This window comes from Pseudomonas sp. FW300-N2F2 (genome assembly GCF_017351655.1).
Lineage (GTDB): Bacteria > Pseudomonadota > Gammaproteobacteria > Pseudomonadales > Pseudomonadaceae > Aquipseudomonas > Aquipseudomonas fluorescens_AA.
The window spans coordinates 333,163-357,374 of the sequence record NZ_JACNDQ010000001.1 but is presented as its reverse complement, the minus strand read 5'-3'; the positions used below and the strand labels follow the sequence as shown (position 1 = coordinate 357,374).

The following is a 24,212-nucleotide window of genomic DNA, read 5'->3' as shown; positions in this document are numbered from 1 at the left end:
CACGTTTTACAGACCCCGGCCGCCGCAGGCTCGACAACCGGGAGTAGCGCGGCCCGATTTGATCTGGTAAGTTCGCCCGCTTGCAGCCGCAGGGCCGGCAGGTGTCGGTGATGGAGCAATCCTGCGTAGTGGATTACAAGAGTAGAGGCGGTCCATTCATGCCCACCCAAGCAAAGCAAAATCAAAATCAGTCGCTCAGCGGGTTTGAGCCTTACGTCCCGCAAGCTGGCGAAGAGTATATGGGCGCCCCCATGCGCGCGCACTTCACCAAGATCCTGAACAAGTGGAAACAGGACTTGATGCAGGAAGTCGACCGCACCGTGGATCACATGAAAGACGAAGCGGCCAACTTCCCCGACCCGGCCGACCGTGCCAGTCAGGAAGAAGAGTTCAGCCTCGAACTGCGCGCCCGTGACCGTGAGCGCAAGCTCATCAAGAAAATCGACAAGACCCTGCAACTGATCGAAGACGAAGAATACGGTTGGTGCGAGTCCTGCGGCATCGAGATCGGTATTCGTCGCCTGGAAGCCCGACCGACCGCCGACCTGTGCATCGACTGCAAGACCCTGGCGGAAATCAAGGAAAAACAGGTCGGCAAGTAATCGCCGGGGCTGTTATCGAAACGGAGCGTTCATACGCTCCGTTTTTTGTTTCCGATATTTTCTCCACGCTTCGATGCCCCGCCCTGTGGGAGCGAGCTTGCTCGCGATAGCAGTGGATCAGCCAGCAGTGATGTGGCTGACAGGCCGCTATCGCGAGCAAGCTCGCTCCCACAAGGGGATATGCTTTGTTGTCGAGATTGCATGCCCACCGCCCGGACCCAGTAACATTCACCCTATGACTGCCTACATCGGACGCTTCGCCCCCACCCCCAGCGGCCACCTGCATTTCGGCTCGCTGGTCGCCGCATTGGCATCGTACCTGGATGCCCGGGCCGTGGACGGGCGCTGGTTGCTGCGCATGGAAGACCTCGACCCGCCCCGGGAAGAACCGGGCGCGCAAGCGGCGATTCTCAAGGCGCTGGAAAGCTACGGGTTTGAATGGGACGGCGAAATGGTTCGCCAGAGCGAGCGCCATGACGCCTACGACCAAGTCATCAACCGGCTGTTCAGCCAAGGCCTGGCCTATGCCTGCACCTGTTCGCGCAAGCAACTGGAGGCGTACCGGGGCATTTATCCGGGCCTGTGCCGCAATGCCGGACACGGCACCGAAGACGCCGCCATCCGCCTGCGCGTCCCCGAGCTCGAGTACCACTTCACCGACCGGGTCCAGGGCGAATACCGCCAGCACCTGGGCCGTGAAGTCGGTGATTTCGTGATCCGCCGCCGCGACGGACTCCATGCCTATCAATTGGCCGTGGTCCTGGACGACGCCTGGCAAGGGGTGACCGATATCGTGCGCGGCGCCGACCTGCTGGACTCCACGCCGCGCCAGCTCTACCTGCAAGAACTGCTCGGGTTGCCACAACCGCGTTACCTGCACGTGCCGTTGATCACCCAGCCCGACGGGCACAAGCTCGGCAAATCCTACCGTTCACCGCCACTGGCGGCCGACCAGGCCACGCCGCTGCTGCTACGGGCGTTGCGCGCGCTGGGCCAGCAACCGGGCCTCGAACTGGACGACGCCAGCCCACGGGAACTGCTGGCCTGGGGCATTCGCCACTGGGACGCTGGCAAGATCCCGCGCACACTGAGCCTGCCCGAAGCGCAAATACGTTGACGGCCCTTGCAGCTTGGCGCCCATCCGTTACCATCGCCGCACGTTTTCGGGCACGCGCATAAATTAGAGAGGCCGGGATGTATATCTATCGCTTGGTCCTGCTCCTGGTAGTGGGGATTTACTTGTTCTCCCCGGCCATCATGGATTGGTGGATCGATGCCACGGGTGCCTGGTATCGGCCGTATCTGCTCTGGCTGATCCTGATTGTCGTGACCTTCATCCTGCAGAGCCAAAAAGATGCCGATGAGCTTTAGCCTGACCCAGATGATCCTGATCAGTGCCGCCTACCTGGCAGTGCTGTTCGGCGTGGCCTGGATCAGCGAACGGGGCATGATTCCCCGGGCGATCATCCGCCACCCGCTGACCTACACCCTGTCGCTGGGTGTCTATGCCAGTGCGTGGGCGTTCTACGGCACGGTCGGGCTGGCCTATCAGTACGGCTATGGTTTCCTCTCCAGTTACCTCGGTGTATCGGGCGCGTTCCTGCTGGCGCCAGTGTTGCTCTACCCGATCCTGAAAATCACCCGCACCTACCAACTGTCCTCCCTGGCCGACCTGTTCGCCTTTCGCTTTCGCAGCACCTGGGCCGGCGCCCTGACCACGATCTTCATGCTGGTCGGGGTGCTACCGTTGCTGGCCCTGCAAATACAGGCCGTGGCCGATTCCATCAGCATCCTGACCCGCGAACCGGTGCAGCACCGGGTGGCGTTGAGCTTCTGCGTGCTGATCATCCTGTTCACGATTTTCTTCGGTTCCCGGCACATCGCCACGCGGGAGAAACACGAAGGCCTGGTGTTCGCGATCGCCTTCGAGTCGGTGATCAAGCTGATCGCCATCGGCGGCGTCGGTCTCTATGCCCTGTACGGCGTGTTCGACGGCCCGCAACAGCTGGAAGTGTGGCTGCTGCAGAACCAGACCGCCCTCGCCGCCTTGCACACACCCTTGCAGGAAGGCCCGTGGCGCACGCTGTTGCTGGTGTTCTTCGCCTCGGCCATCGTGATGCCGCACATGTACCACATGACCTTTACCGAAAACCTCAACCCGCGCTCGCTGGTGAGCGCCAGTTGGGGCCTGCCGCTGTTCCTGCTGCTGATGAGCCTGGCGGTGCCGCTGATCCTCTGGGCCGGCTTGAAGCTGGGCGCCAGCACCAACCCGGAATATTTCACCCTGGGCATCGGCATCGCCGCCAACAGCAAGCCCCTGGCGTTGCTGGCCTACGTCGGCGGCCTGTCGGCGGCCAGCGGCCTGATCATCGTCACCACGCTGGCCTTGTCGGGGATGGCCCTCAACCACCTGGTGCTGCCGCTCTACCAGCCACCGGCCGAAGGCAACATCTACCGCTGGCTGAAATGGACCCGACGGGCGCTGATCGTCGCAATCATCATGGCCGGCTACGGTTTCTACCTGATGCTGGGCGACGGGCAGGACCTGGCCAACCTGGGCATCGTCGCCTTCGTCGCCACCTTGCAGTTCCTGCCCGGCGTGCTGTCGGTGCTGTATTGGCCGACCGCCAACCGCCGCGGCTTCATCGCCGGCCTGCTGGCGGGGATCCTGGTGTGGCTGGTGGCGATGCTGCTGCCGCTGATGGGTAACTTGCAGGGTTTCTATATTCCGCTGCTGAACATGATCTACGTGCTCGACGACACCAGTTGGCATATGGCGGCCATCGCGTCCCTGGCAGCGAACGTGCTGATGTTCACCCTGATCTCGCTGTTCACCAACGCCAGCAGCGAAGAGGCCAGCGCCGCCGAAGCCTGTGCGGTAGACAATGTTCGTCGTCCGCAGCGCCGTGAACTCCACGCCGCCTCGCCCCAGGAGTTCGCCACCCAACTGGCCAAGCCCCTGGGCGCCAAAGCCGCGCAAAAGGAAGTCGAACAGGCCCTGCGCGACCTTTACCTGCCCTTCGATGAACGCCGCCCGTATGCCTTGCGTCGCCTGCGGGACCGAATCGAGGCCAACCTGTCCGGCCTGATGGGTCCCAGCGTGGCCCAGGACATGGTCGAGACGTTCCTGCCCTACAAGGCCGGCGGCGAGAACTATGTCACTGAAGACATCCACTTCATCGAAAGCCGCCTCGAGGATTACCACTCGCGCCTCACCGGCCTGGCCGCCGAACTGGACGCCTTGCGCCGCTACCACCGCCAGACCCTGCAGGAACTGCCGATGGGCGTGTGTTCCCTGGCCAAGGACCAGGAAATCCTGATGTGGAACAAGGCCATGGAAGAACTGACCGGAATCGCCGCCCAGCGCGTGGTCGGTTCACGCCTGAGCACCCTGGGCGAACCATGGAAAGGCTTGCTGCAAGGCTTCATCGACCTGCCTGACGAGCACCTGCACAAACAGCATCTGGCCCTCGACGGCCAGACCCGCTGGCTGAACCTGCACAAGGCGGCGATCGACGAGCCGTTGGCACCGGGCAACAGCGGCCTGGTGCTGCTGGTGGAAGACCTGACCGACACCCAGATGCTCGAAGACAAGCTGGTCCACTCCGAACGACTGGCAAGCATTGGCCGGCTGGCCGCCGGGGTGGCCCACGAAATCGGCAACCCGATCACCGGCATCGCCTGCCTGGCGCAGAACCTGCGCGAAGAGCGCGAGGACGATGGTGAGTTGACGGAGATCAGCGGCCAGATCCTCGAACAGACCAAGCGCGTGTCGCGCATCGTCCAGTCGCTGATGAGCTTCGCCCATGCCGGCGGCCACCAGCACAATGACGAACCCGTCTGCCTGGCCGAAGTGGCCCAGGATGCCATTGGTCTGCTGGCCCTCAACCGGCGCAATTTCGAGGTGCAATTCTTCAACCTGTGCGACCCGGACCATTGGGTCGATGGCGACCCCCAGCGGCTCGCCCAGGTGTTGATCAACCTGCTCTCCAACGCGCGGGACGCCTCACCGGCCGGCAGCGCGGTGCGGGTCAAGAGCGAAGCCTTCGAACACACGGTCGACCTGATCGTCGAAGACGAAGGCAGCGGTATCCCACAGAACATCATGGACCGATTGTTCGAACCCTTCTTCACCACCAAGGATCCTGGCGAAGGCACCGGTCTGGGCCTCGCACTGGTCTATTCCATCGTTGAAGAGCATTATGGACAAATCACCATCGACAGCCCGGCCGATGTTCAGAGCCAGCGCGGCACCCGTATCCGGGTGACCTTGCCGCGTCATGTCGAAGCGACGTCCGCTGTGAACTGAGACCGTCGAGAGAATCGAATCAATGCCGCACATTTTGATCGTCGAAGACGAAACAATTATCCGCTCCGCCTTGCGCCGCCTGCTGGAACGCAACCAGTACCAGGTCAGCGAAGCCGGTTCAGTGCAGGAAGCACAAGAACGTTTCAGCATCCCCACGTTCGACCTGATTGTCAGCGACCTGCGCCTGCCTGGCGCCCCGGGTACCGAGCTGATCAAGCTCGGCCAGGGCACGCCGGTGCTGATCATGACCAGCTACGCCAGCCTGCGCTCGGCGGTCGACTCCATGAAAATGGGCGCGGTGGACTACATCGCCAAACCGTTCGACCACGACGAGATGCTCCAGGCCGTGGCCCGCATCCTGCGTGACCGACAGGCGGCGACCAGCAACCCGGTGGAGCCCGTCGGCAAGGCCAGCGCCTCCGCGAAAGTCGGGGCCAGCAACAGTAATGGCGAGATCGGCATCATCGGTTCCTGCCCGCCCATGCAGGACCTGTACAGCAAGATCCGCAAAGTGGCGCCGACCGACTCCAATGTCCTGGTCCAGGGCGAGTCCGGCACCGGCAAGGAATTGGTGGCCCGCGCCCTGCACAACCTGTCGCGGCGAGCCAAGGCACCGATGATCTCGGTGAACTGCGCGGCAATTCCAGAGAGCCTGATCGAGTCCGAACTGTTCGGTCACGAGAAAGGTGCGTTCACCGGCGCCAGCGCCGGGCGTGCCGGGCTGGTGGAAGCGGCGGACGGCGGCACGTTGTTCCTCGATGAAATCGGCGAGCTGCCACTGGAGGCCCAGGCGCGGTTGCTGCGGGTACTTCAGGAAGGCGAGATCCGCCGGGTCGGCTCGGTGCAGTCGCAGAAGGTCGATGTCCGCCTGATCGCGGCCACCCACCGTGATCTCAAGAGCCTGGCGAAAATCGGCCAGTTTCGCGAAGACTTGTATTACCGCTTGCACGTGATCGCCTTGAAGCTCCCTGCCCTGCGCGAGCGTGGCGCGGACGTCAATGAAATCGCCCAGGCGTTTTTGGCCCGCCAGAGCGCGCGGGTCAACCGCACCGACCTCAAGTTCGCCCCGGACGCCGAACAGGCCATTCGTCATTACGCCTGGCCGGGTAACGTTCGGGAGCTGGAAAACGCGGTCGAGCGGGCGGTGATCCTGTGCGAGAGCCCGGAAATCTCTGCCGACCTGCTGGGCATCGACATCGAACTGAGCGACCTGGACGACGAAGAATTCATCGGCCTGGCCCCGCAACAGGGCGGCGCTGCCAACAACACCAGCCACGAACCCACCGAAGACCTGTCCCTGGAGGACTACTTCCAGCATTTCGTCCTCGAGCACCAGGACCACATGACCGAGACCGAACTGGCACGCAAGCTGGGCGTCAGCCGCAAGTGCCTGTGGGAACGGCGCCAGCGCCTGGGCATTCCACGGCGCAAGACCGGGGCGACCAGCGAAAGCTGAGGAAGTGTGGGAGCGGGCTTGCTCGCGATAGCGGTGTGTCAGTCGCGCTATAGGGCAAGCTGATCCCCCATCGCGAGCAAGCTCGCTCCCACAGGGGATGTGAAAAAACTGTTACCTCAGTCTTTTTCACGTAACAGAAGCCGGGGTTTACGGTAACGAAACCCCGGCTTTTTTTCGCCTCGGAAAAATGGCTATAACCATAGAACCCCCGGTTTATCTGGGGTTCGCAAAAGTTGGCACGCACCCTGCTATAGCTTTGGTACAAGAACAATAACAAGCAATGCAAAAGACAATAAAAATAAGACGAATCGACTCACGCACAATAAAAACAAGACGGCGAGAGGCGCAGCTAACTGATTCTTTTGGAGAGGCGTTGTATTTGGGGCTTGCCCCACAACCAGGCCGAGAACAATAAAAACTGTCTCAAGACAGGTGCCTGAACTGGTTGGATCGATTGATCACTGCAACACAGCGACCAAAGCAATCCGTTTGCTCTTGGCTCCCGATTGGGAGGGCCACGAAGGGAAAACCTCGTGGCGCGGGCACTCAACAAAAACAAGAAGCCCGAAACCAATAATAAAAACAGAGCACGCAACTAATTCTGGGGGAGCTTCGGCTCCCCTTGTGGTTTCTGTCATTTCCCTTCCTTGAAGCCTACAAAGCTTGTCGCTTGCAGCTTGCAGCTCAAAACTGCTGCGTCCTACACCATCCCTCGACTAAATGCTAGAATCCCCGCCCATCATGCGGTCATTCTTCGTTTTTGGCCGAATATTCCTTCAAACAGTGCATCCCATGCTGAAGAAGCTGTTCCAGTCATTCCGTTCTCCCTTGCGTCGTACGCAACACATTCGCAGCACGCCTGAAGTGCTCAACAGCGGCCAGCATTCGCTGCAAAAGGCCCAGTTCAGCCGTTATGCGGTGAACATCGTCGAACGTTTGCAGAACGCCGGCTACCAGGCCTACCTGGTCGGTGGCTGCGTGCGCGACATGCTGCTCAACATCACCCCCAAGGATTTCGACGTCGCCACCAGCGCCACGCCGGAACAGATACGGGCCGAGTTTCGCAATGCGCGGATCATTGGCCGGCGCTTCAAGCTGGTCCATATCCACTTCGGCCGCGAGATCATCGAAGTGGCAACCTTCCGCGCCAATCATCCGCAAAACGATGAAGAGGAAGACAGCAACCAGTCTTCCCGCAACGAGAGCGGACGCATCCTGCGCGATAACGTCTACGGCACGTTGGAAGAAGACGCGCAACGCCGCGACTTCACCATCAACGCCCTGTATTACGATCCGGTCAGCGAACGCATCCTCGATTACGCCAACGGCGTACACGACATTCGCAATCGTCTGATCCGTCTGATCGGCGATCCGAAGCAGCGCTACCAGGAAGACCCGGTGCGGATGCTGCGTGCCGTGCGTTTCGCCGCCAAGCTGGATTTCGGCATCGAAAAACACAGCGCCATGCCGATTCGCGAACTGGCGCCCATGCTGCGGGAGATCCCCTCGGCGCGCCTGTTCGAGGAAGTGCTCAAACTGTTCCTGTCAGGCAACGCGGCAGACACCTTCGAGATGCTGGTGGACCTGCAGCTGTTCGATCCGCTGTTCCCCGCCAGCGCCGAGGCCCTGGAGCACAACCCGACCTACACCCACACCTTGATCAGCGAAGCACTGATCAACACCGACCTGCGCATCAAGCAGAACAAGCCGGTGACGCCGGCGTTCCTGTTCGCCGCCTTGCTCTGGCCTGCCCTCCCGGCCCGGGTGCTGCGCCTGCAAGACCGTGGCATGCCGCCGATCCCGGCGATGCAGGAAGCCGCCCACGAGCTGATCGCCGAACAGTGCCAGCGCATCGCCATTCCAAAACGCTTCACGATGCCGATCCGCGAGATCTGGGACATGCAGGAGCGCCTGCCACGGCGCAGCGGCAAACGTGCCGACCTGCTGCTGGACAACCCGCGTTTCCGCGCTGGCTACGATTTCCTGCTGCTGCGTGAAAGCGCGGGCGAGCAGACCGATGGCCTGGGCGAATGGTGGACCGATTACCAGGACGCCAACGACAGCGAGCGCCGCGATATGATTCGTGAGCTCAGCGGCAAGGATGACGGCGCCAGCGGCCCACGCAAGCGTCGCCGCAGCAGCGGTGCCAAGCGCAAGCGTGCCGGTGTACCGAGCGCATCGGGCGAGTAATCGATGGAACGTATCTACATCGGCATGGGCAGCAACCTGGCCGAACCCGCCGAACAATTGCGCAGTGCCGTCCAGGCGCTGGCGCAATTGCCCGATACCCAACTGGTGGGAGTCTCGGCGTTTTATCAAAGCGACTCCCTGCTACCCGGCCAGCCGCGCTACACCAATGCGGTGGCGGCGCTGGACAGCCACCTGGCACCGCTGGACCTGCTCGATGCGCTGCAAGCCATCGAAACCGGACAGGGTCGCGAACGCCTCGAACGCTGGGGGCCGCGCACCCTGGACCTGGACATCCTGCTGTTCGGCGAGCGCCTGATCGACGAGCCCCGCCTCAAGGTCCCCCACTACCACATGCAGGCCCGGGCCTTTGTCCTGTACCCACTGGCCGAACTGGCCCCCGCCGACCTGCGCCTGGTCGATGGACGCTTGCTCAAGGACCTGCTTGCCGCGTGCCCGTTTGCCGGCCTGGAACGCCTGCCCTCCCACTGACGAAGACCATCCCCTGTGGGAGCGAGCTTGCTCGCGATAGCGTCGGCACATCCAGCATCCGGGGTGACTGACACACCGCCATCGCGAGCAAGCTCGTTCCCACAGGTTTCGGGACCCGGCAGTCAGATCCGAAACGCGCCTCTACGCTGAAACGCATCAGTAACCCCGGTAACACCCGCCGGTAACACATCCAATTGACTTCCCGATTGCTCCTCACGACTATAGGCGTCCCGCTGCCGCCAACGCGGCACTAAAGGGCGCAATCCAGGCCTTACAAGCACCACGCATAGAAGGTGCGCCTGTATAGATAACGAATCATGCGCGTTACTCGCAGTCATTCACGAGCGCCTAATGAGGACTTTTTCATGCCAGCTATTACCCTGACCACGCTGCAAGGTCTCAAGCAAAAAGGTGAGAAAATCACCATGCTGACCTGCTATGACGCAACCTTCGCCCATGCCTGCAATGAGGCCGGTGTCGAAGTGCTGCTGGTGGGCGATTCCCTCGGCATGGTGCTGCAAGGTCACGACAGCACGCTGCCGGTGACCACCGCCGAGATGGCCTACCATGTGGCCGCCGTCAAACGCGGTAACACCGATGCGCTGATCCTCGCCGACCTGCCGTTCATGGCCTACGCCACCCTCGAACAAACCATGACCAACAGCGCCATGCTGATGCAGGCCGGTGCCCACATGATCAAGGTCGAAGGCGCGTTGTGGCTGGCCGATTCGATTCGGCTGCTGGCCGAACGGGGCATTCCAGTGTGCGCGCACCTGGGCCTGACCCCTCAAGCGGTGAATATTCTCGGCGGCTACAAGGTCCAGGGTCGCAATGAGAACCAGGCGCGGCAGATGCGTGCCGATGCGATTGCGCTGGAGCAGGCGGGCGCGGCGATGCTGCTGCTCGAATGCGTACCCAGCGAGCTGGCTGAAGAAATCACCCAGGCAGTGAAGATCCCGGTGATCGGGATCGGCGCCGGCAACGCCACCGATGGCCAGGTGCTGGTGCTCCACGACATGCTCGGGCTGTCGATCACCGGTCGCGTGCCCAAGTTCGTGAAGAACTTCATGGCCGGGCAAACCTCCATCCAGGGCGCCTTGAGCACCTACGTCGCTGAAGTCAAGGCCGCGACGTTCCCGGGTGCCGAACACGGATTTTCTGCATGAACACCGTCAAAACCGTACGCGAACTGCGCGCCGCCGTGGCCCGTGCCCGTGGCGAAGGCAAACGCATCGCCTTCGTGCCGACCATGGGCAATCTGCACAGCGGTCACGTGGCGCTGGTCACCAAGGCCGCACAACGGGCCGACTTCGTGGTGGCGAGCATTTTCGTCAATCCGCTGCAATTCGGCGCCGGCGAAGACCTGGACAAATACCCCCGCACCCTGGCAGCCGACCAGGAAAAACTGCTCCAGGCCGGCTGCCATCTGCTGTTCGCCCCCAGCGTCGAAGAAATGTACCCCGACGGCATGGCCGGACAGACCCGGGTCAGCGTCCCGCAATTGTCCGAAGGCTTGTGCGGCGCCAGCCGTCCAGGGCATTTCGAGGGTGTGGCGACGGTGGTCAGCAAGCTGTTCAACATGGTCCAGCCTGACCTGGCGGTGTTTGGCCAGAAAGACTTCCAGCAACTGGCGGTGATCCGCGCCCTGGTCCATGACTTGAACATGCCGATCCAGATCATCGGCGAGCCGACCGTCCGCGCCGAGGATGGCCTGGCGCTGTCGTCGCGCAATGGCTTCCTCAGCCCGAAGCAACGTGCCGTCGCGCCCGTGGTCTATCGCGTCCTGAGCCAGATCGCCGAGTCAATCAAACAGGGCCAGCGGGATTTCCCGGCGCTGATCGGCGAACAGCTCAAGCAACTGGAAGCTGCCGGCCTGCGTCCCGATTACCTGGAAATCCGTCACGCCAAGACCCTGCGCCCGGCGTTGAGCGAGGACCGCGACCTGGTGATTCTGGTGGCCGCCTTCCTCGGCACCACGCGCCTGATCGACAACCTGCATCTGGACCTCGACACCCCCGCCTGAAACATCACAAAAACCTGTGGGAGCGAGCTTGCTCGCGATAGCGATGCATCAGTCGACATCGATGTCGGCTGACCTGACGCCATCGCGAGCAAGCTCGCTCCCACAGAGAGTCATCTGCGTTCCGTCTGTCGGACCCTTCCCATCCCGTTGTATAAAAAAGTACCGGGAACCGGTCAGACAAAGTCAAGACAGATTGCAACGCGAGGTTTACTGTAGTCGCCCTGCGTCTGGCGATCATGTCGATGCAGTGTCCGGATGCCCACCTCGAGCCGCGCCGGAATTTTTAGTGTACAAAAGGTCGTTCAAGTAAAAAGGAAACCCGCAGCGATGGCGTATTACCGAACCCCTCATGACGTGACCGCTCTGCCAGCCTGGCAAGCGCTGAATGACCACCGCAAAGCCATGCAGGATTTCAGCATGCGCGAAGCGTTCAATGCCGATCCGCAGCGTTTCACTCAATTCACCCTGTCGAGCTGCGGCCTGTTTCTCGACTACTCGAAAAACCTGATCAACGCCCAGACCCGCGACCTGCTGGTGGGCCTGGCCAACGAAGTCGACCTCAAGGGCGCGATCAAGTCGCTGTTCGAGGGCGAAATCGTCAACGCCTCGGAAAATCGCCCGGCCTTGCACACTGCCCTGCGTCGGCCGGTGGGCGACAAGTTGCTGGTCAACGGCGTCAACGTGATGCCGGACGTGCATAAAGTGCTGAACCAGATCACTGACCTGGTCGGCCGCATTCACGACGGCCTGTGGCGCGGCTACACCGAGAAGCCGATCACCGACGTGGTGAACATCGGCATCGGTGGTTCTTTCCTCGGCCCGGAACTGGTGTCTGAAGCGCTGTTGTCCTACGCGCAAAAAGGCGTTCGCTGCCACTATCTGGCGAACATCGACGGCAGCGAGTTCCATGAACTGACCATGAAGCTGCGCGCCGAGACCACGCTGTTCATCGTCTCGTCGAAATCCTTCAACACCCTCGAAACCCTGAAGAACGCCCAGGCCGCCCGCGCCTGGTACCTGGCCCAGGGTGGTTCCGAAGCGGAGCTGTATCGCCACTTCATCGCCGTGTCGAGCAACAACGCCGCCGCCGTGGCCTTCGGCATCCGTGAAGAGAACATCTTCCCGATGTGGGACTGGGTCGGCGGGCGTTACTCGCTGTGGTCGGCCATCGGCCTGCCGATCGCCCTGGCCATCGGCATGTCGAACTTCAAGGAATTGCTCTCCGGCGCCTATTCCATGGACCAGCACTTCCAGAGCGCCCCGTTCGAGCAGAACATGCCGGTGCTGCTGGCGCTGCTGGGCGTGTGGTACGGCAACTTCTGGGGTGCGCAGAGCCATGCGATCCTGCCGTACGACCACTACCTGCGTAACATCACCAAGCATTTGCAGCAATTGGACATGGAATCCAACGGCAAGAGCGTGCGCCAGGACGGCACCCCGGTGTCGACCGACACGGGCCCGGTGATCTGGGGCGGCGTCGGCTGCAACGGCCAGCACGCCTACCACCAGTTGCTGCACCAAGGCACCCAGTTGATCCCGGCCGACTTCATCGTGCCGATCGTCAGCTTCAACCCGGTTTCCGACCATCACCAGTGGCTGTACGCCAACTGCCTGTCCCAGAGCCAGGCGCTGATGCTGGGCAAGACCCGCGCCGAGGCCGAAGCCGAGCTGCGGGACAAGGGCGCCAGCGAAGAAGAGGTGCAGAAACTGGCCTCCCACAAGGTGATCCCGGGCAACCGTCCGAGCAACACCCTGGTGGTCGAACGCATCAGCCCACGGCGCCTCGGCGCACTGGTGGCGTTGTATGAGCACAAAGTGTTCGTGCAAAGCGTGGTCTGGGGCATCAACGCCTTCGACCAATGGGGCGTGGAACTGGGCAAGGAACTGGGCAAGGGCGTCTACAACCGCCTGGTGGGCAGCGAAGAAAACCCGGCCGAAGATGCCTCGACCCAGGGTTTGATCAACTACTTCCGCGGGCGTCACCGCGGCTGATCGTAGGTCGCACTCCAAGTACTGACCTTTGTGGGAGCGAGCTTGCTCGCGATGGCGGTGGATCAGTTGACACTCATGTTGACTGACACACCGCCATCGCGAGCAAGCTCGCTCCCACAGTTGTTTGTGCATGACTTGAACCCTCCCGCTACTCGGCGCATCTTTATGACTTGTCGCAAAAACAAGAATAAGGAACCGTCATGTTCGATATCAGCCAGTACCCCCACGCCGATGCCGTCCGCCGGGCTGCGCAACTGAGTCAGGACGAGTACAAGCGGCTCTACAAAGAATCCATCGAACACCCCAGCGCCTTCTGGGCCGAGCAGGCCACACGCTTTCTCGACTGGATGACGCCCTGGCAAACCGTCCAGCGCTATGACCTCAAGAACGGCGACGCGACCTGGTTCGCCGGCGGCAAGCTGAACGTCAGCGCCAATTGCATCGACCGTCACCTGGACACTCGTGGCGAACGGGTCGCGATCATCTGGGAAGGCGACAACCCCGCCGAATCGGCGCAAATCACCTACAAGAAACTGCACAACCATGTGTGCCGCCTGGCCAACGTGCTGAAAAGCCGCGGCGTGAAGAAAGGCGACCGGGTCTGCATCTACATGCCGATGATTCCCGAGGCCGCCTACGCCATGCTCGCCTGCACCCGCATCGGCGCGGTGCATTCGGTGGTGTTCGGCGGTTTCTCGCCGGACTCCCTGCGCGACCGGATTCTCGATGCCGATTGCCGCACCGTGATCACGGCTGACGAAGGCGTGCGTGGCGGGCGCTTCATACCGCTCAAGCGCAACGTCGACAAGGCCCTGGAAAGCTGCCCGAACGTCAGCACCGTGCTGGTGGTCGAGCGCACCCAGGGCGAGGTGGGCTGGGTTGAAGGTCGTGACCTCTGGTATCACCAGGCCATGCACGACATGAGCGACGACTGTCCACCCGAACCGATGGACGCCGAAGACCCGCTGTTCATCCTCTACACCTCCGGCAGTACCGGCAAACCCAAGGGCGTGCTGCACACCACGGGCGGTTACCTGCTGCAAGCGGCGATGACATTCAAGTACGTGCTGGACTACCGCGACAACGAAGTGTTCTGGTGCACCGCCGACGTCGGTTGGGTCACCGGCCATAGCTACATCGTCTACGGCCCGCTGGCCAACGGCGCCACCACGCTGATCTTCGAGGGCGTGCCGAGCCACCCCAGCAGTTCGCGCTTCTGGCAGGTGATCGACAAGCATCAGGTCAACATCTTCTACACCGCACCGACCGCCCTGCGCGCGTTGATGCGCGAAGGGGCCGGACCGTTGCAGGAAACGTCCCGCAAAAGCCTGCGATTGCTCGGCAGCGTCGGTGAACCGATCAACCCGGAGGCGTGGGAATGGTATTTCAACGTGGTAGGCGAACAGCGCTGCCCGATTGTCGATACCTGGTGGCAGACCGAAACCGGCGGCATCATGCTCAGCCCGTTGGTCAGCGCCCCACGGCTCAAACCGGGCTGCGCCACCCGGCCGATGTTCGGTGTGCAACCGGTCTTGCTGGATGAGGTGGGCAAGGAAATCAGCGGCGCCGGCAGCGGTGTACTGGCGATCAAATCCAGTTGGCCTGGGCAGATTCGCAGTGTCTATGGCGACCACCAACGCATGGTGGACACGTACTTCAAGCCCTATCCCGGCTATTACTTCACCGGCGACGGCGCGCGCCGCGACGAAGACGGCGATTACTGGATCACCGGGCGCATCGACGATGTGATCAACGTCTCCGGGCATCGCATTGGCACCGCCGAGGTGGAGAGCGCCCTGGTGCTGCACGACAACATCGCCGAAGCGGCCGTCGTCGGCTATCCCCACGACCTCAAGGGCCAGGGCATCTATGCCTTTGTCACGCCGATGAACGGTGTGGAAGCCAATGACGAGCTGAAGAAGGAATTGCTGGCCCACGTCAGTAAGGAAATCGGCAGCTTCGCCAAGCCGGAACTGATCCAGTGGGCACCCGCGCTGCCCAAGACCCGCTCGGGCAAGATCATGCGGCGCATCCTGCGCAAGATCGCCTGCAACGAACTCGACAGCCTCGGCGACACCTCGACCCTGGCCGATCCGAGCGTGGTGGAGGGGCTGATCGACAAGCGCCTGAACCGCTGATGTTTCCTGTGGGAGCGAGCTTGCTCGCGATGGGGCCCTGTCAGTCTGCATTGATGTTGGATGCAAGACCACCATCGCGAGCAAGCTCGCTCCCACAGGGACCACACCAGCCATAACTGCTAAACTCCCGCGCCTCATTTCTCTAAGGCGCGCCCGGCATGTCTTCCTTGAATCAGGCGCTGCGCGCCGCCCTCGACCAGCGTCAGGAGCTGCTCGGCCAATTGCATCAGCAAGGCACCGACTGCTATCGCCTGTTCCACGGCAGCCAGGAAGGCGCGCCCGGCCTGACCCTCGACCGCTACGGCCCGCAACTGCTGGTGCAGAGCTTCCATCAGTCGCTGGAGCGAGACGACCTGCTGCAACTGCACGGTATCGTCAACGAACGGCTGGGCCTGGAAACCCTGTTGGTCTACAACGACCGCGCCCGGGGCAATTCGCGCGTCGACCGCCAGGACACGGTCTATCAGGCTGACGAGGCCGCCCTGCAAGACCTGGTCGGGCATGAATGGGGCTTGAATTATCGCGTTCGCGGCCGCCATGCCGGGCAGGATCCACTGCTGTTTCTCGACCTGCGCAACGCCCGGGGCTGGGTCAAGGCACACAGCCGCGGCAAAAGCGTGTTGAACCTGTTCGCCTACACCTGCGGCGTTGGCCTGAGCGCAGCGGCCGGTGGCGCGCGGGAGGTGTGCAACCTGGACTTCGCCGAAGGCAACCTGGCGGTGGGTCGCGAAAACGGCCTGCTCAACCCCGATTTGCCACCGATGGCGTTCGTGCAGTCGGATTACTTCCCGGCGATTCGCCAACTGGCCGGCCTGCCCATCAGCCAACGCCGTGGGCAAAAACTGCCCAGCTACGTGCGCCTGGAACAACGCCAGTACGACCTGGTGCTGCTCGATCCACCGGCCTGGGCCAAAAGTGCGTTCGGCACCGTCGACCTGTTGCGCGATTACCAAAGCCTGCTGAAGCCGGCATTGCTCACCACCGCCGACAATGGCGTGCTGATCTGCTGCAACAACCTGGCAAAAGTGTCCATGGACGACTGGCGCGATCAGGTCTTGCGTTGCGCGGAAAAAGCCGGTCGCCCGGTGCGCGAGTGGAGCGTGCTGACGCCCGGCAGCGATTTCCCTTCCCTGGACCGGCAGCCACCGCTCAAGACGCTGATCCTCCAGTTCTAGGCCCGCGTCGGAATTTTCACCGAGAAAACCAGACAATTCTCATAAATCACAGTGGCTTCGGAACCGTAAACGCATGCCATACTCCAAGGCACTCCGAATTCACATCAAGATGAAACCGCACATGCCCAAAGGATTGATCCGCGCTTTCGGCGCCCTGTTGACCGCACTGGCCCTCTACAGCCTGTTGGGTTTTCTGATTTTGCCAGGCATCGCCTTGCGTATCGCCAACCAGCAATTGGCCGCCCATGCGACAGTGCCGGCGCAGATCCAGCGTGTGGAACTCAATCCCTTCAGCCTTGAAGTCACCCTCTGGGGCCTGAATATCGGTGAGCCAGGCAAGGAGCAGGTCGGCTTCGAACGGCTGTACGCCAATTTGCAACTCGACAGCTTGTGGTCCGGCGCCCTGCACCTGGTCGACATCGAGATGGACAAGCCCAAGACCGAAGTGGTGTTCGCCAAGGACGGCCAGTTGAACCTGCTGGGCCTGTTCAAGCTGCCGGCCAGCGAACCGACACCCGCCGATCCCGAGGCCAAGCCGTTCCCCCTGCGGGTCGATCGAATCAAGTTGGCCGGCGGTTACGTGCATTTCCAGGACCTGCGTCCTAGCGAGCCCATCGAGTTTCTCTACGACACCCTCGATTTCGAGCTGAAGAATCTCAGCACCCTGCCCGACGACAATGCCGACATGACCCTGGTGGCCGCCGGCCCCGAAGGCGGACAGATCGACTGGACCGGTAATTTCAGCCTCACACCGATTGCCTCCCAAGGCACGCTCAAAGTCACTGGCGGCCAGATGAAAGCCTGGTGGCCCTATGTGCGCGACGCCGTACCGCTGGTGCTGGAAAACGGTGTCCTGAACCTCAGCACCGACTACAAGCTCAACCTGGCCAAGGGCACCGAACTGCTGCTCAACAACGTCGCGGTCAGCGTCGCGCCCTTGGCCATCAAGGCCCCCGATGGCCGCCCACTGGTGAAACTCGAACGCCTGGACGTGAGCGAAACCACGGTGGACCTGGCCAAACAGCAAGTGGTGGTCGGCAAGATCCGCAGCCAGAAGCTGGAAACCTGGGCCGCTCGCGAGGCGGACGGGCAACTGGACTGGCAGAAGCTCTTCGCCAGCCAGCCAGCCAAACCGCAAGCCAAGGCAGAACCGGCATCCGCTCCGGCGGCGGCCGACTCGCCAAAACCTGAACCGGCACCGCCCAGCAAACCGTGGCAAGTGATCTTGAAGGACGTGCAACTGCGCGACTACCAGGTGCACCTGGCCGACCGCCAGGCGCAGCCCGCCGTGGCCCTGGAGGTCGGCCCGCTGAACCTCGACCTGCAGAACTACGACACCCTCAACGGCTCGCCCTTTACCCTCAAGCTGGACACCGGGCTGGGCAAACAGGGCAAGATCCTGGCCGATGGCGAGGTCAACCTGAACCCGATCAGCGCCAGGCTCAAGGTCAAGACCCAGGACATCGACCTACGCGTCGCCCAGTCGTATATCAACCCGTTCATTCGCCTGGAACTGCGCTCCGGGATGCTCGGCAGTGACCTGGCGGTCGACCTCAAGAGCACCGAGCCACTGGCATTCGCCGTCACCGGCCGCGCCCAGGTCGAGCAGTTGCACACCCTCGACACCCTCAAGACCCGTGATTTCCTCAAATGGCAGAAACTGATCCTCGAAGGCCTGAACTATCAGCACGGCGACAGCCTGTCCATCGACAAGGTCAACCTGTTCCAGCCTTACGTGCGCTTCATGATCAACGACGACCGCACCACCAACGTCGATGATCTGCTGATCCCGCAACCGGCCGACAGCGGCACGAAGAGCACCGCGACAAAACCGAAGTCCCAGGAAAAACCGCTGGGCATCCACATCGGCGGCATCGCCATCAACGACGGTTCGGCCAACTTCGCCGACTTCAGCCTGACGCCCAATTTCGCCACGGCCATCCAACAGCTCAACGGCCAGATCGGCACCATCGACAGCCGCCAGGCCCAACCGGCCAGCGTGGACGTCAAGGGCAAGGTCGACCGTTACGCGCCGGTCACCATCAAGGGGGCGGTAAACCCCTTCGATCCGATGGCCAGCCTCGACATCGCCACCAGTTTCAAACGGGTCGAGCTGACGACCCTGACGCCCTACTCCGGCAAGTTCGCCGGCTATCGCATCCGCAAGGGCCGGCTCAATCTCGACCTGCATTACCGAATCACCAAGGGCCAGCTCCAGGCGGAGAACAAGGTGGTGGTCGAACAATTGCAGTTGGGGGAAAAAGTCGACAGCCCGGACGCCGTGAGCCTGCCGCTGAAGCTGGCCATCGCCTTGCTCAAGGACTCCGAGGGCAAGATTTCCATCGAACTGCCGGTCAGTGGCAACCTCAACGATCCGCAGTTCAGTGTCATGCCGATCGTCTGGCAGACCCTGCGCAACCTGGTGGTCCGCGCGGCCCAGGCGCCATTCAAGCTCATCGGCGGGCTGGTGGCCGGGGGCGGCTCGGAAGACCTGGGCAGCGTGGCGTTTGCGCCGGGCTCCAGCGACCTGAGCAAGGACAACGAAAGCACGCTGCTCAAACTCTCCGAAGCCCTGGCCAAACGGCCGGAGCTGCGCCTGGAGATTGAAGGCACCGCCGCCGAAGGCAGCGACGGTCCATTGCTCGCCGCCCAGCGCCTGGAACGCGAATACCAGTACAACTACTACAAGATGCTGCAACGTCGGGGCGACAAAGTACCGGCCCAGGCCTCGCTGATACAGGTGCCCGAGGATGAAAAGCCCCCCCTGCTCGAAGGCATCTACCGCACGCGCCTCAAGACTCAGCCACCTGCCGAATGGACGCAACTGGATAAAAAGGCGCGCATCGAGAAACTGCGCGAAAGCGTGATCAAGTTCTGGAGCGGCAGCGACGTGCTATTGCGTCAACTGGGGCAGGAACGGGCCAGCAGCATCAAGGACTTCCTGGTGGACAAAGGCCAATTGGCCGACGACCGCGTGTATTTCATCGACGCCAGCCTTGGCCAGGCCGAAAGCGACGGTCGCGTAATCACTCCTCTGCACCTGGACGCTGAATGACATGAAGTGTGTGTACGGGCTCAGCCTGGGTCTATTGCTCGCCGCCGGCCAAGCGTCGGCGGCCGATACGCTGCGCTGCGGCAGCCAGTTGATCAGCGTCGGTGACCGCTCCAGCGAAGTGCTGCAAAAGTGCGGGCAGCCTGTGGCGCGGGATGACCTGGGCTATAAACGCAGTGTCAATCGCCGGGAAGAATACCCGGTGGAGGAATGGACCTACGGGCCCAACAGCGGCATGTATCAGTACCTGCGCTTCGAGGGGAATCGGCTGGTGCAGATCACCAGCAAGCGGGGGCGCTGAATGTGCCGCCACCATCGCGAGCAAGCTCGCTCCCACAGGAGGACAGCGGTGAACATTGATGTCGAGATCACCCAAAACAATGTGGGAGCGAGCTTGCTCGCGATGGCGGCAACTCGACCCTAGAGACTAATCCGCAACCGCTGACCCACAGATTGGTCCATCCCAGAATAGAACAGGCCCCCGGCACGAATGCCGGGGGCCTGTAATGGCCACGTCCCTGTGGCCTTTCGCATGAACTCCAAAGCAACGACAAACGTATGACTCAGCCCGCTTGCCGCGCCCTCTCCCAGTCCAGGCGAGAAGTCTTAGCCTTACTCGGCTTTCAGGCCGTCAGCCGATACGGCCTTGACGCCTTTGATTTTCTTGGCGATTGCCACGGCGGTGGTTTTCTGAGCGTCAGTTACGGCAACAGTGGACGACAGCGAAACAACGCCTTTATTGGTTTCGACTTTGATGTCGGTACCTGGAATACCTTTTTCGGTGACCAGGTCAGCTTTGACCTTGGTGGTGATCCAGGTATCGGAGGTAGCTTCCTTGGCCTCTGTCACTTCGCCTGCGGCCAGCATCATAGGAGCCTGAGTTGCTTGAGTGGTCTCGGCGAATGCGCTAGCCATGGTCAGGGTCAGTGCGGTAGCAGCGGCGGCAGTGATAGCGAACTTCTTCATACGAGTAACTCCTGTTTTTCTCAGAAACTGCCGGAGGTGCATCCCGGCAGGGTTATCAGGAATAGTGCGAAGGCCGTGCCAGGTTTTGTAAATAAAATAATCCTTTATAAATCAATTAGTTAAGCGAAGCGGCGAAATTCACAATCATGCAAATTGCATGAGCCTCCCATTTTCAACATGCAACTTGCCGATTCTGCCTTGCCGCTAAGCTGATGAATCAAGAAGGGTTTGCACAGCGAGGGAGCGGCCCCCCTCGTCGCACGAGTATCAGGTGCCAGGGCAAGCGGTCGGCAGGTATTCCTTGGGTGCGTTGGATGCGCATGTCCAAGCGCCGTTGACATCACGGCTGAGGGTGATCGTTTTCCCTGCTATGGAGGCAGGGGCGTTCAGAAGGGTACAAACGATAGAGCCTGCCGACGTAGCCGTACCTGTTAGCGAAATTGTGCAGTTGTTGGTTGTAGTCGGGGCGTTCATGAGGGTCAACGTTGGAGTCACTCCCTGATTCATCTGATCCTCGTACGCGACCTTCAGCGCCGAGATTTCCCCCAGCCCGGCGGTAGCCTTCGCCCGCGCCTGATACCTGGAGTACTGCGGCAACGCAAAAGTCGCCAGGATGCCGATGATCGCCACGACGATCAGCAGCTCGATCAGCGTAAAGCCCTTTTGCTTACTCATAGACATCTCCCATGCATGAGTCGAAATCTCATGACCTGAAATGGCCGTTGCAGGGCACATGCCAACCCTGAAGCGCCATCAATAAAGGGGTTGAACCCGCACAACGGCGACGTCCTACCTCAACAACCGCACTATCTGACGTTTTTTGTCACCCTGGCTCGCTGGTTTGGCGTCGATGCTTGACTAGGCTATAAGTCATGAACTGTCCGCCGCCGGAATCCCCATGAATGACATCGCCCTCAGCGGCCTGACCAAGCAATTGGTGCTGGCTGAACTGCTCACCGAGCAAAGTGCGCAACAGGCGTATCAACAGGCCCAACGCAGTCGCATCCCCCTGGTCAGCTACCTGGTGCAGAACAAACTGGTCCAGAGCCGCCAGGTCGCGGAGATCGCCTCGGAGCATTTCGGCGTCGCCCTGCTGGACCTCAACAGCCTGGACAAGGAAACCCAACCCACGGGCCTGGTCAGCGAAAAACTGGTGCGCCAACATCACGTCCTGCCGCTGTGGCGACGCGGCAACAAGTTGTTCGTGGGCATCTCCGACCCCACCAATCACCAAGCCATCAATGACATTCAATTCAGTACCGGCCTGACCACCGAAGCCATCCTGGTGGAGGACGACAAGCTCAGCGACGCCATCGAAAAGTTTTTCGAATCCAATAGCACGGGCCTGGAAGGCATGGGCGATGTCGACCTGGACGGTCTGGACATCGAATCGATCGACGACTCCAAACAGGACGCCATCGGCGGCCAGGACACCGACGACGCGCCCGTGGTGCGTTTCGTCAACAAGATGCTGCTGGACGCGATCAAGGGCGGCTCTTCCGACCTGCACTTCGAGCCTTACGAAAAAATCTACCGGGTGCGGGTGCGCACCGACGGCATGCTGCGGGAAGTGGCCCGGCCGCCGATCCAACTGGCGACCCGTATCGCCGCCCGCCTGAAAGTCATGGCCAGCCTCGATATTTCCGAACGGCGCAAACCCCAGGACGGCCGGCTGAAAATGCGCCTGTCGAAAACCAAGTCCATCGACTTCCGGGTCAACACCCTGCCGACGCTCTGGGGCGAAAAAGTGGTGATCCGGATCCTCGACCCCTCCAGTGCGCAGATGGGTATCGATGCCCTGGGCTACGAGCCGGACCAGAAAGACCTGTACATGGCCGCCCTCAAGCAACCGCAAGGGCTGATCCTGGTCACCGGCCCGACCGGCTCGGGCAAGACCGTGTCGCTGTACACCGGGCTGAATATCCTCAATACCGTGGACATCAATATTTCCACCGCCGAAGACCCGGTGGAGATCAACATGGAAGGCATCAACCAGGTCAACGTGAACCCGCGCCAGGGGCTGGACTTCGCCCAGGCCCTGCGCTCATTCCTGCGCCAGGACCCGGACGTGATCATGGTCGGCGAGATCCGCGACCTGGAAACCGCCGAAATCGCCATCAAGGCCGCCCAGACCGGGCACCTGGTGCTCTCCACACTGCACACCAACAGCGCCGCCGAAACCCTGATCCGCTTGCAGAACATGGGCATTCCAGGGTTCAACATCGCCACCGCCGTGCACCTGATCATCGCCCAACGGTTGGCGCGCAAGCTCTGCGCCCACTGCAAGAAAGCCATCGAGATTCCCGAGGAAACCCTGCTCAAGGAAGGTTTCCCCCGGGAACGCATCGGCACATTCACGATCTATGAGCCGGTCGGTTGCCAACAATGCAACCTCGGTTACAAAGGGCGCGTGGGGGTTTACGAAGTGGTCAAGAACACGCCCGAGCTGCAACGGTTGATCATGGCCGAGGGCAACTCGCTGGAAATCGATCTGCAAATGCGCAAGGACGGCTTCAATGACCTGCGCACATCGGGGCTGCTCAAAGTGATGCAGGGCGTCACCAGCCTCGAGGAAATCAACCGGGTCACCAAGGATTGAGCATGGCGGTCAAGGCAGTAAAAACCGACGTCTATACGTGGGAAGGCAAAGACCGCAAAGGCGCGAAAATGACCGGAGAACTGACGGGACAGAGCCCGGCCCTGGTCAAGGCACAACTGCGCAAACAAGGCATCAACCCGGAGAAGGTGCGCAAGAAATCCACCTCGATATTCAGCAAGGGCAAGCGCATCAAGCCGCTGGACATCGCCCTCTTCACCCGCCAGATGGCAACGATGCTCAAGGCTGGCGTGCCGCTGTTGCAGGCGTTCGACATCATCGGCGAAGGCTTCGAGAACGCCAACATGCGCAAGCTGGTGGACCAGGTGAAACAGGAAGTCGCCGCCGGCAACAGCTTCGCCGCCTCGCTGCGCAAATGCCCGCAGTACTTCGACGATTTGTACTGCAACCTGGTGGATGCCGGTGAACAGGCCGGTGCCCTGGATACGCTGCTGGATCGGGTCGCGACCTACAAGGAAAAGAGCGAAGCGCTCAAGGCCAAGATCAAGAAAGCCATGACCTACCCGACGGCGGTGATACTCGTCGCTGCGGTGGTCACCGGCATCCTGCTGGTCAAGGTGGTGCCGCAGTTCGAATCGGTCTTTTCAGGGTTCGGCGCACAGCTACCGGCCTTCACGATAATGGTCATCGGCCTGTCGGAATTCTTGCAGGATTGGTGGTGGGTGGTGCTTGGCGGGTTTGTGGGGACATTTTTTGGCGTGAAATACGCCCTCAGGCGTTCCGAGCGCTTTCGTGACTGGCGCGATAAATGGCTACTCAAGCTACCGCTGATAGGCGCCTTGATGTACAAGTCCGCCGTGGCCCGCTACGCCCGCACGCTCTCGACGACATTCGCCGCCGGTGTGCCGCTGGTCGAAGCCCTCGACTCGGTATCGGGCGCCACCGGCAACGTGGTGTTCAAGCGCGCCGTGCAGCGCATCCGCCAGGACGTCTCCACTGGCATGCAGTTGAATTTTTCCATGCGCGCGTCAGGGATCTTTCCGAACCTGGCCATCCAGATGACCGCCATCGGCGAGGAATCCGGCGCGCTGGACGACATGCTCGACAAAGTGGCGAGTTTTTATGAGGCCGAAGTGGACAATCTGGTGGACAACCTCACCAGCCTGATGGAACCCTTCATCATGGTGATCCTGGGGGTCGTCGTCGGTGGCCTGGTGGTTGCCATGTACCTGCCCATCTTTCAACTCGGCTCTGCGATCTGAC

18 protein-coding genes are annotated in these 24,212 nt (G+C 61.5%); 16 read left to right on the top strand and 2 right to left on the bottom strand.

Features of this window, described 5'->3' with window-relative positions; translation table 11 throughout:
* The first annotated feature begins 158 nt into the window (after window positions 1-158).
* The 14 genes from dksA (at window position 159) to J4E63_RS01595 (ending at window position 19,727) form a co-directional block, all read left to right on the top strand.
* Window positions 159-602, top strand: coding sequence for an RNA polymerase-binding protein DksA (gene dksA, locus J4E63_RS01660; RefSeq protein ID WP_003205639.1), 444 nt, complete (start codon window positions 159-161; stop codon window positions 600-602).
* A 235-nt stretch (window positions 603-837) separates the two neighbouring features.
* A complete protein-coding gene (gene gluQRS / locus J4E63_RS01655; RefSeq protein ID WP_207280867.1) occupies window positions 838-1,719 on the top strand; it encodes a tRNA glutamyl-Q(34) synthetase GluQRS in 882 nt (293 codons plus the stop codon).
* A gap of 77 nt (window positions 1,720-1,796) precedes the next feature.
* A complete protein-coding gene (locus J4E63_RS01650; RefSeq protein ID WP_003176118.1) occupies window positions 1,797-1,973 on the top strand; it encodes a hypothetical protein in 177 nt (58 codons plus the stop codon).
* Window positions 1,957-4,911, top strand: a complete 2,955-nt coding sequence (locus J4E63_RS01645) for a sensor histidine kinase (protein ID WP_207280866.1) — start codon at window positions 1,957-1,959, stop codon at window positions 4,909-4,911. Before J4E63_RS01650 ends, J4E63_RS01645 begins: the two co-directional genes overlap by 17 nt.
* 22 nt (window positions 4,912-4,933) lie before the next feature.
* Window positions 4,934-6,367: a sigma-54 dependent transcriptional regulator gene (locus J4E63_RS01640; protein ID WP_060740590.1), complete on the top strand. Its 1,434-nt coding sequence runs from the start codon at window positions 4,934-4,936 to the stop codon at window positions 6,365-6,367.
* A gap of 792 nt (window positions 6,368-7,159) precedes the next feature.
* Window positions 7,160-8,557 (top strand): polynucleotide adenylyltransferase PcnB, encoded by a 1,398-nt coding sequence (locus tag J4E63_RS01635; RefSeq protein WP_060740589.1) that lies wholly within the window; start codon window positions 7,160-7,162, stop codon window positions 8,555-8,557.
* Window positions 8,558-8,560: 3 nt separating this feature from the next.
* A complete protein-coding gene (folK, locus tag J4E63_RS01630) occupies window positions 8,561-9,046 on the top strand; it encodes a 2-amino-4-hydroxy-6-hydroxymethyldihydropteridine diphosphokinase (protein WP_207280865.1) in 486 nt (161 codons plus the stop codon).
* Window positions 9,047-9,411: 365 nt separating this feature from the next.
* Entirely contained in the window at window positions 9,412-10,212 is an 801-nt protein-coding gene (panB, locus tag J4E63_RS01625; RefSeq protein WP_060740587.1) for a 3-methyl-2-oxobutanoate hydroxymethyltransferase, read from the top strand.
* The gene (panC, locus tag J4E63_RS01620) at window positions 10,209-11,069 is read left to right on the top strand and encodes a pantoate--beta-alanine ligase (protein ID WP_207280863.1); all 861 of its coding nucleotides are present in this window, start codon (window positions 10,209-10,211) and stop codon (window positions 11,067-11,069) included. Before panB ends, panC begins: the two co-directional genes overlap by 4 nt.
* Before the next feature lie 327 nt (window positions 11,070-11,396).
* A complete protein-coding gene (pgi, locus tag J4E63_RS01615) occupies window positions 11,397-13,061 on the top strand; it encodes a glucose-6-phosphate isomerase (RefSeq protein WP_060740585.1) in 1,665 nt (554 codons plus the stop codon).
* Window positions 13,062-13,261: 200 nt separating this feature from the next.
* The gene (gene acs / locus J4E63_RS01610; RefSeq protein ID WP_207280861.1) at window positions 13,262-15,199 is read left to right on the top strand and encodes an acetate--CoA ligase; all 1,938 of its coding nucleotides are present in this window, start codon (window positions 13,262-13,264) and stop codon (window positions 15,197-15,199) included.
* A 158-nt stretch (window positions 15,200-15,357) separates the two neighbouring features.
* A complete protein-coding gene (locus tag J4E63_RS01605; protein WP_060740583.1) occupies window positions 15,358-16,374 on the top strand; it encodes a class I SAM-dependent rRNA methyltransferase in 1,017 nt (338 codons plus the stop codon).
* Window positions 16,375-16,495: 121 nt separating this feature from the next.
* Window positions 16,496-19,429, top strand: coding sequence for a DUF748 domain-containing protein (locus tag J4E63_RS01600; protein WP_207280859.1), 2,934 nt, complete (start codon window positions 16,496-16,498; stop codon window positions 19,427-19,429).
* A gap of 1 nt (window position 19,430) precedes the next feature.
* Window positions 19,431-19,727: a DUF2845 domain-containing protein gene (locus J4E63_RS01595; protein ID WP_060740581.1), complete on the top strand. Its 297-nt coding sequence runs from the start codon at window positions 19,431-19,433 to the stop codon at window positions 19,725-19,727.
* 311 nt (window positions 19,728-20,038) lie between these two features.
* Here the strand turns inward: J4E63_RS01595 and J4E63_RS01590 are convergent, their stop codons facing one another.
* Together J4E63_RS01590 and J4E63_RS01585 are read right to left on the bottom strand one after the other, a co-directional pair.
* Window positions 20,039-20,392 carry a BON domain-containing protein gene (locus J4E63_RS01590; RefSeq protein ID WP_103310593.1) on the bottom strand — a complete coding sequence of 118 codons (354 nt, stop codon included), beginning with the start codon at window positions 20,390-20,392 and terminating at the stop codon, window positions 20,039-20,041.
* Between the two features lie 267 nt (window positions 20,393-20,659).
* Window positions 20,660-21,067, bottom strand: coding sequence for a pilin (locus J4E63_RS01585; RefSeq protein WP_207280857.1), 408 nt, complete (start codon window positions 21,065-21,067; stop codon window positions 20,660-20,662).
* A gap of 223 nt (window positions 21,068-21,290) precedes the next feature.
* On the opposite strand from J4E63_RS01585, the gene pilB reads away from it, so the two are divergent.
* Both pilB and J4E63_RS01575 read left to right on the top strand, forming a co-directional pair.
* Window positions 21,291-22,991, top strand: a complete 1,701-nt coding sequence (gene pilB, locus J4E63_RS01580; protein ID WP_207280856.1) for a type IV-A pilus assembly ATPase PilB — start codon at window positions 21,291-21,293, stop codon at window positions 22,989-22,991.
* Window positions 22,992-22,993: 2 nt separating this feature from the next.
* A complete protein-coding gene (locus J4E63_RS01575) occupies window positions 22,994-24,211 on the top strand; it encodes a type II secretion system F family protein (protein WP_207280854.1) in 1,218 nt (405 codons plus the stop codon).
* Window position 24,212: the final 1 nt, after the last annotated feature.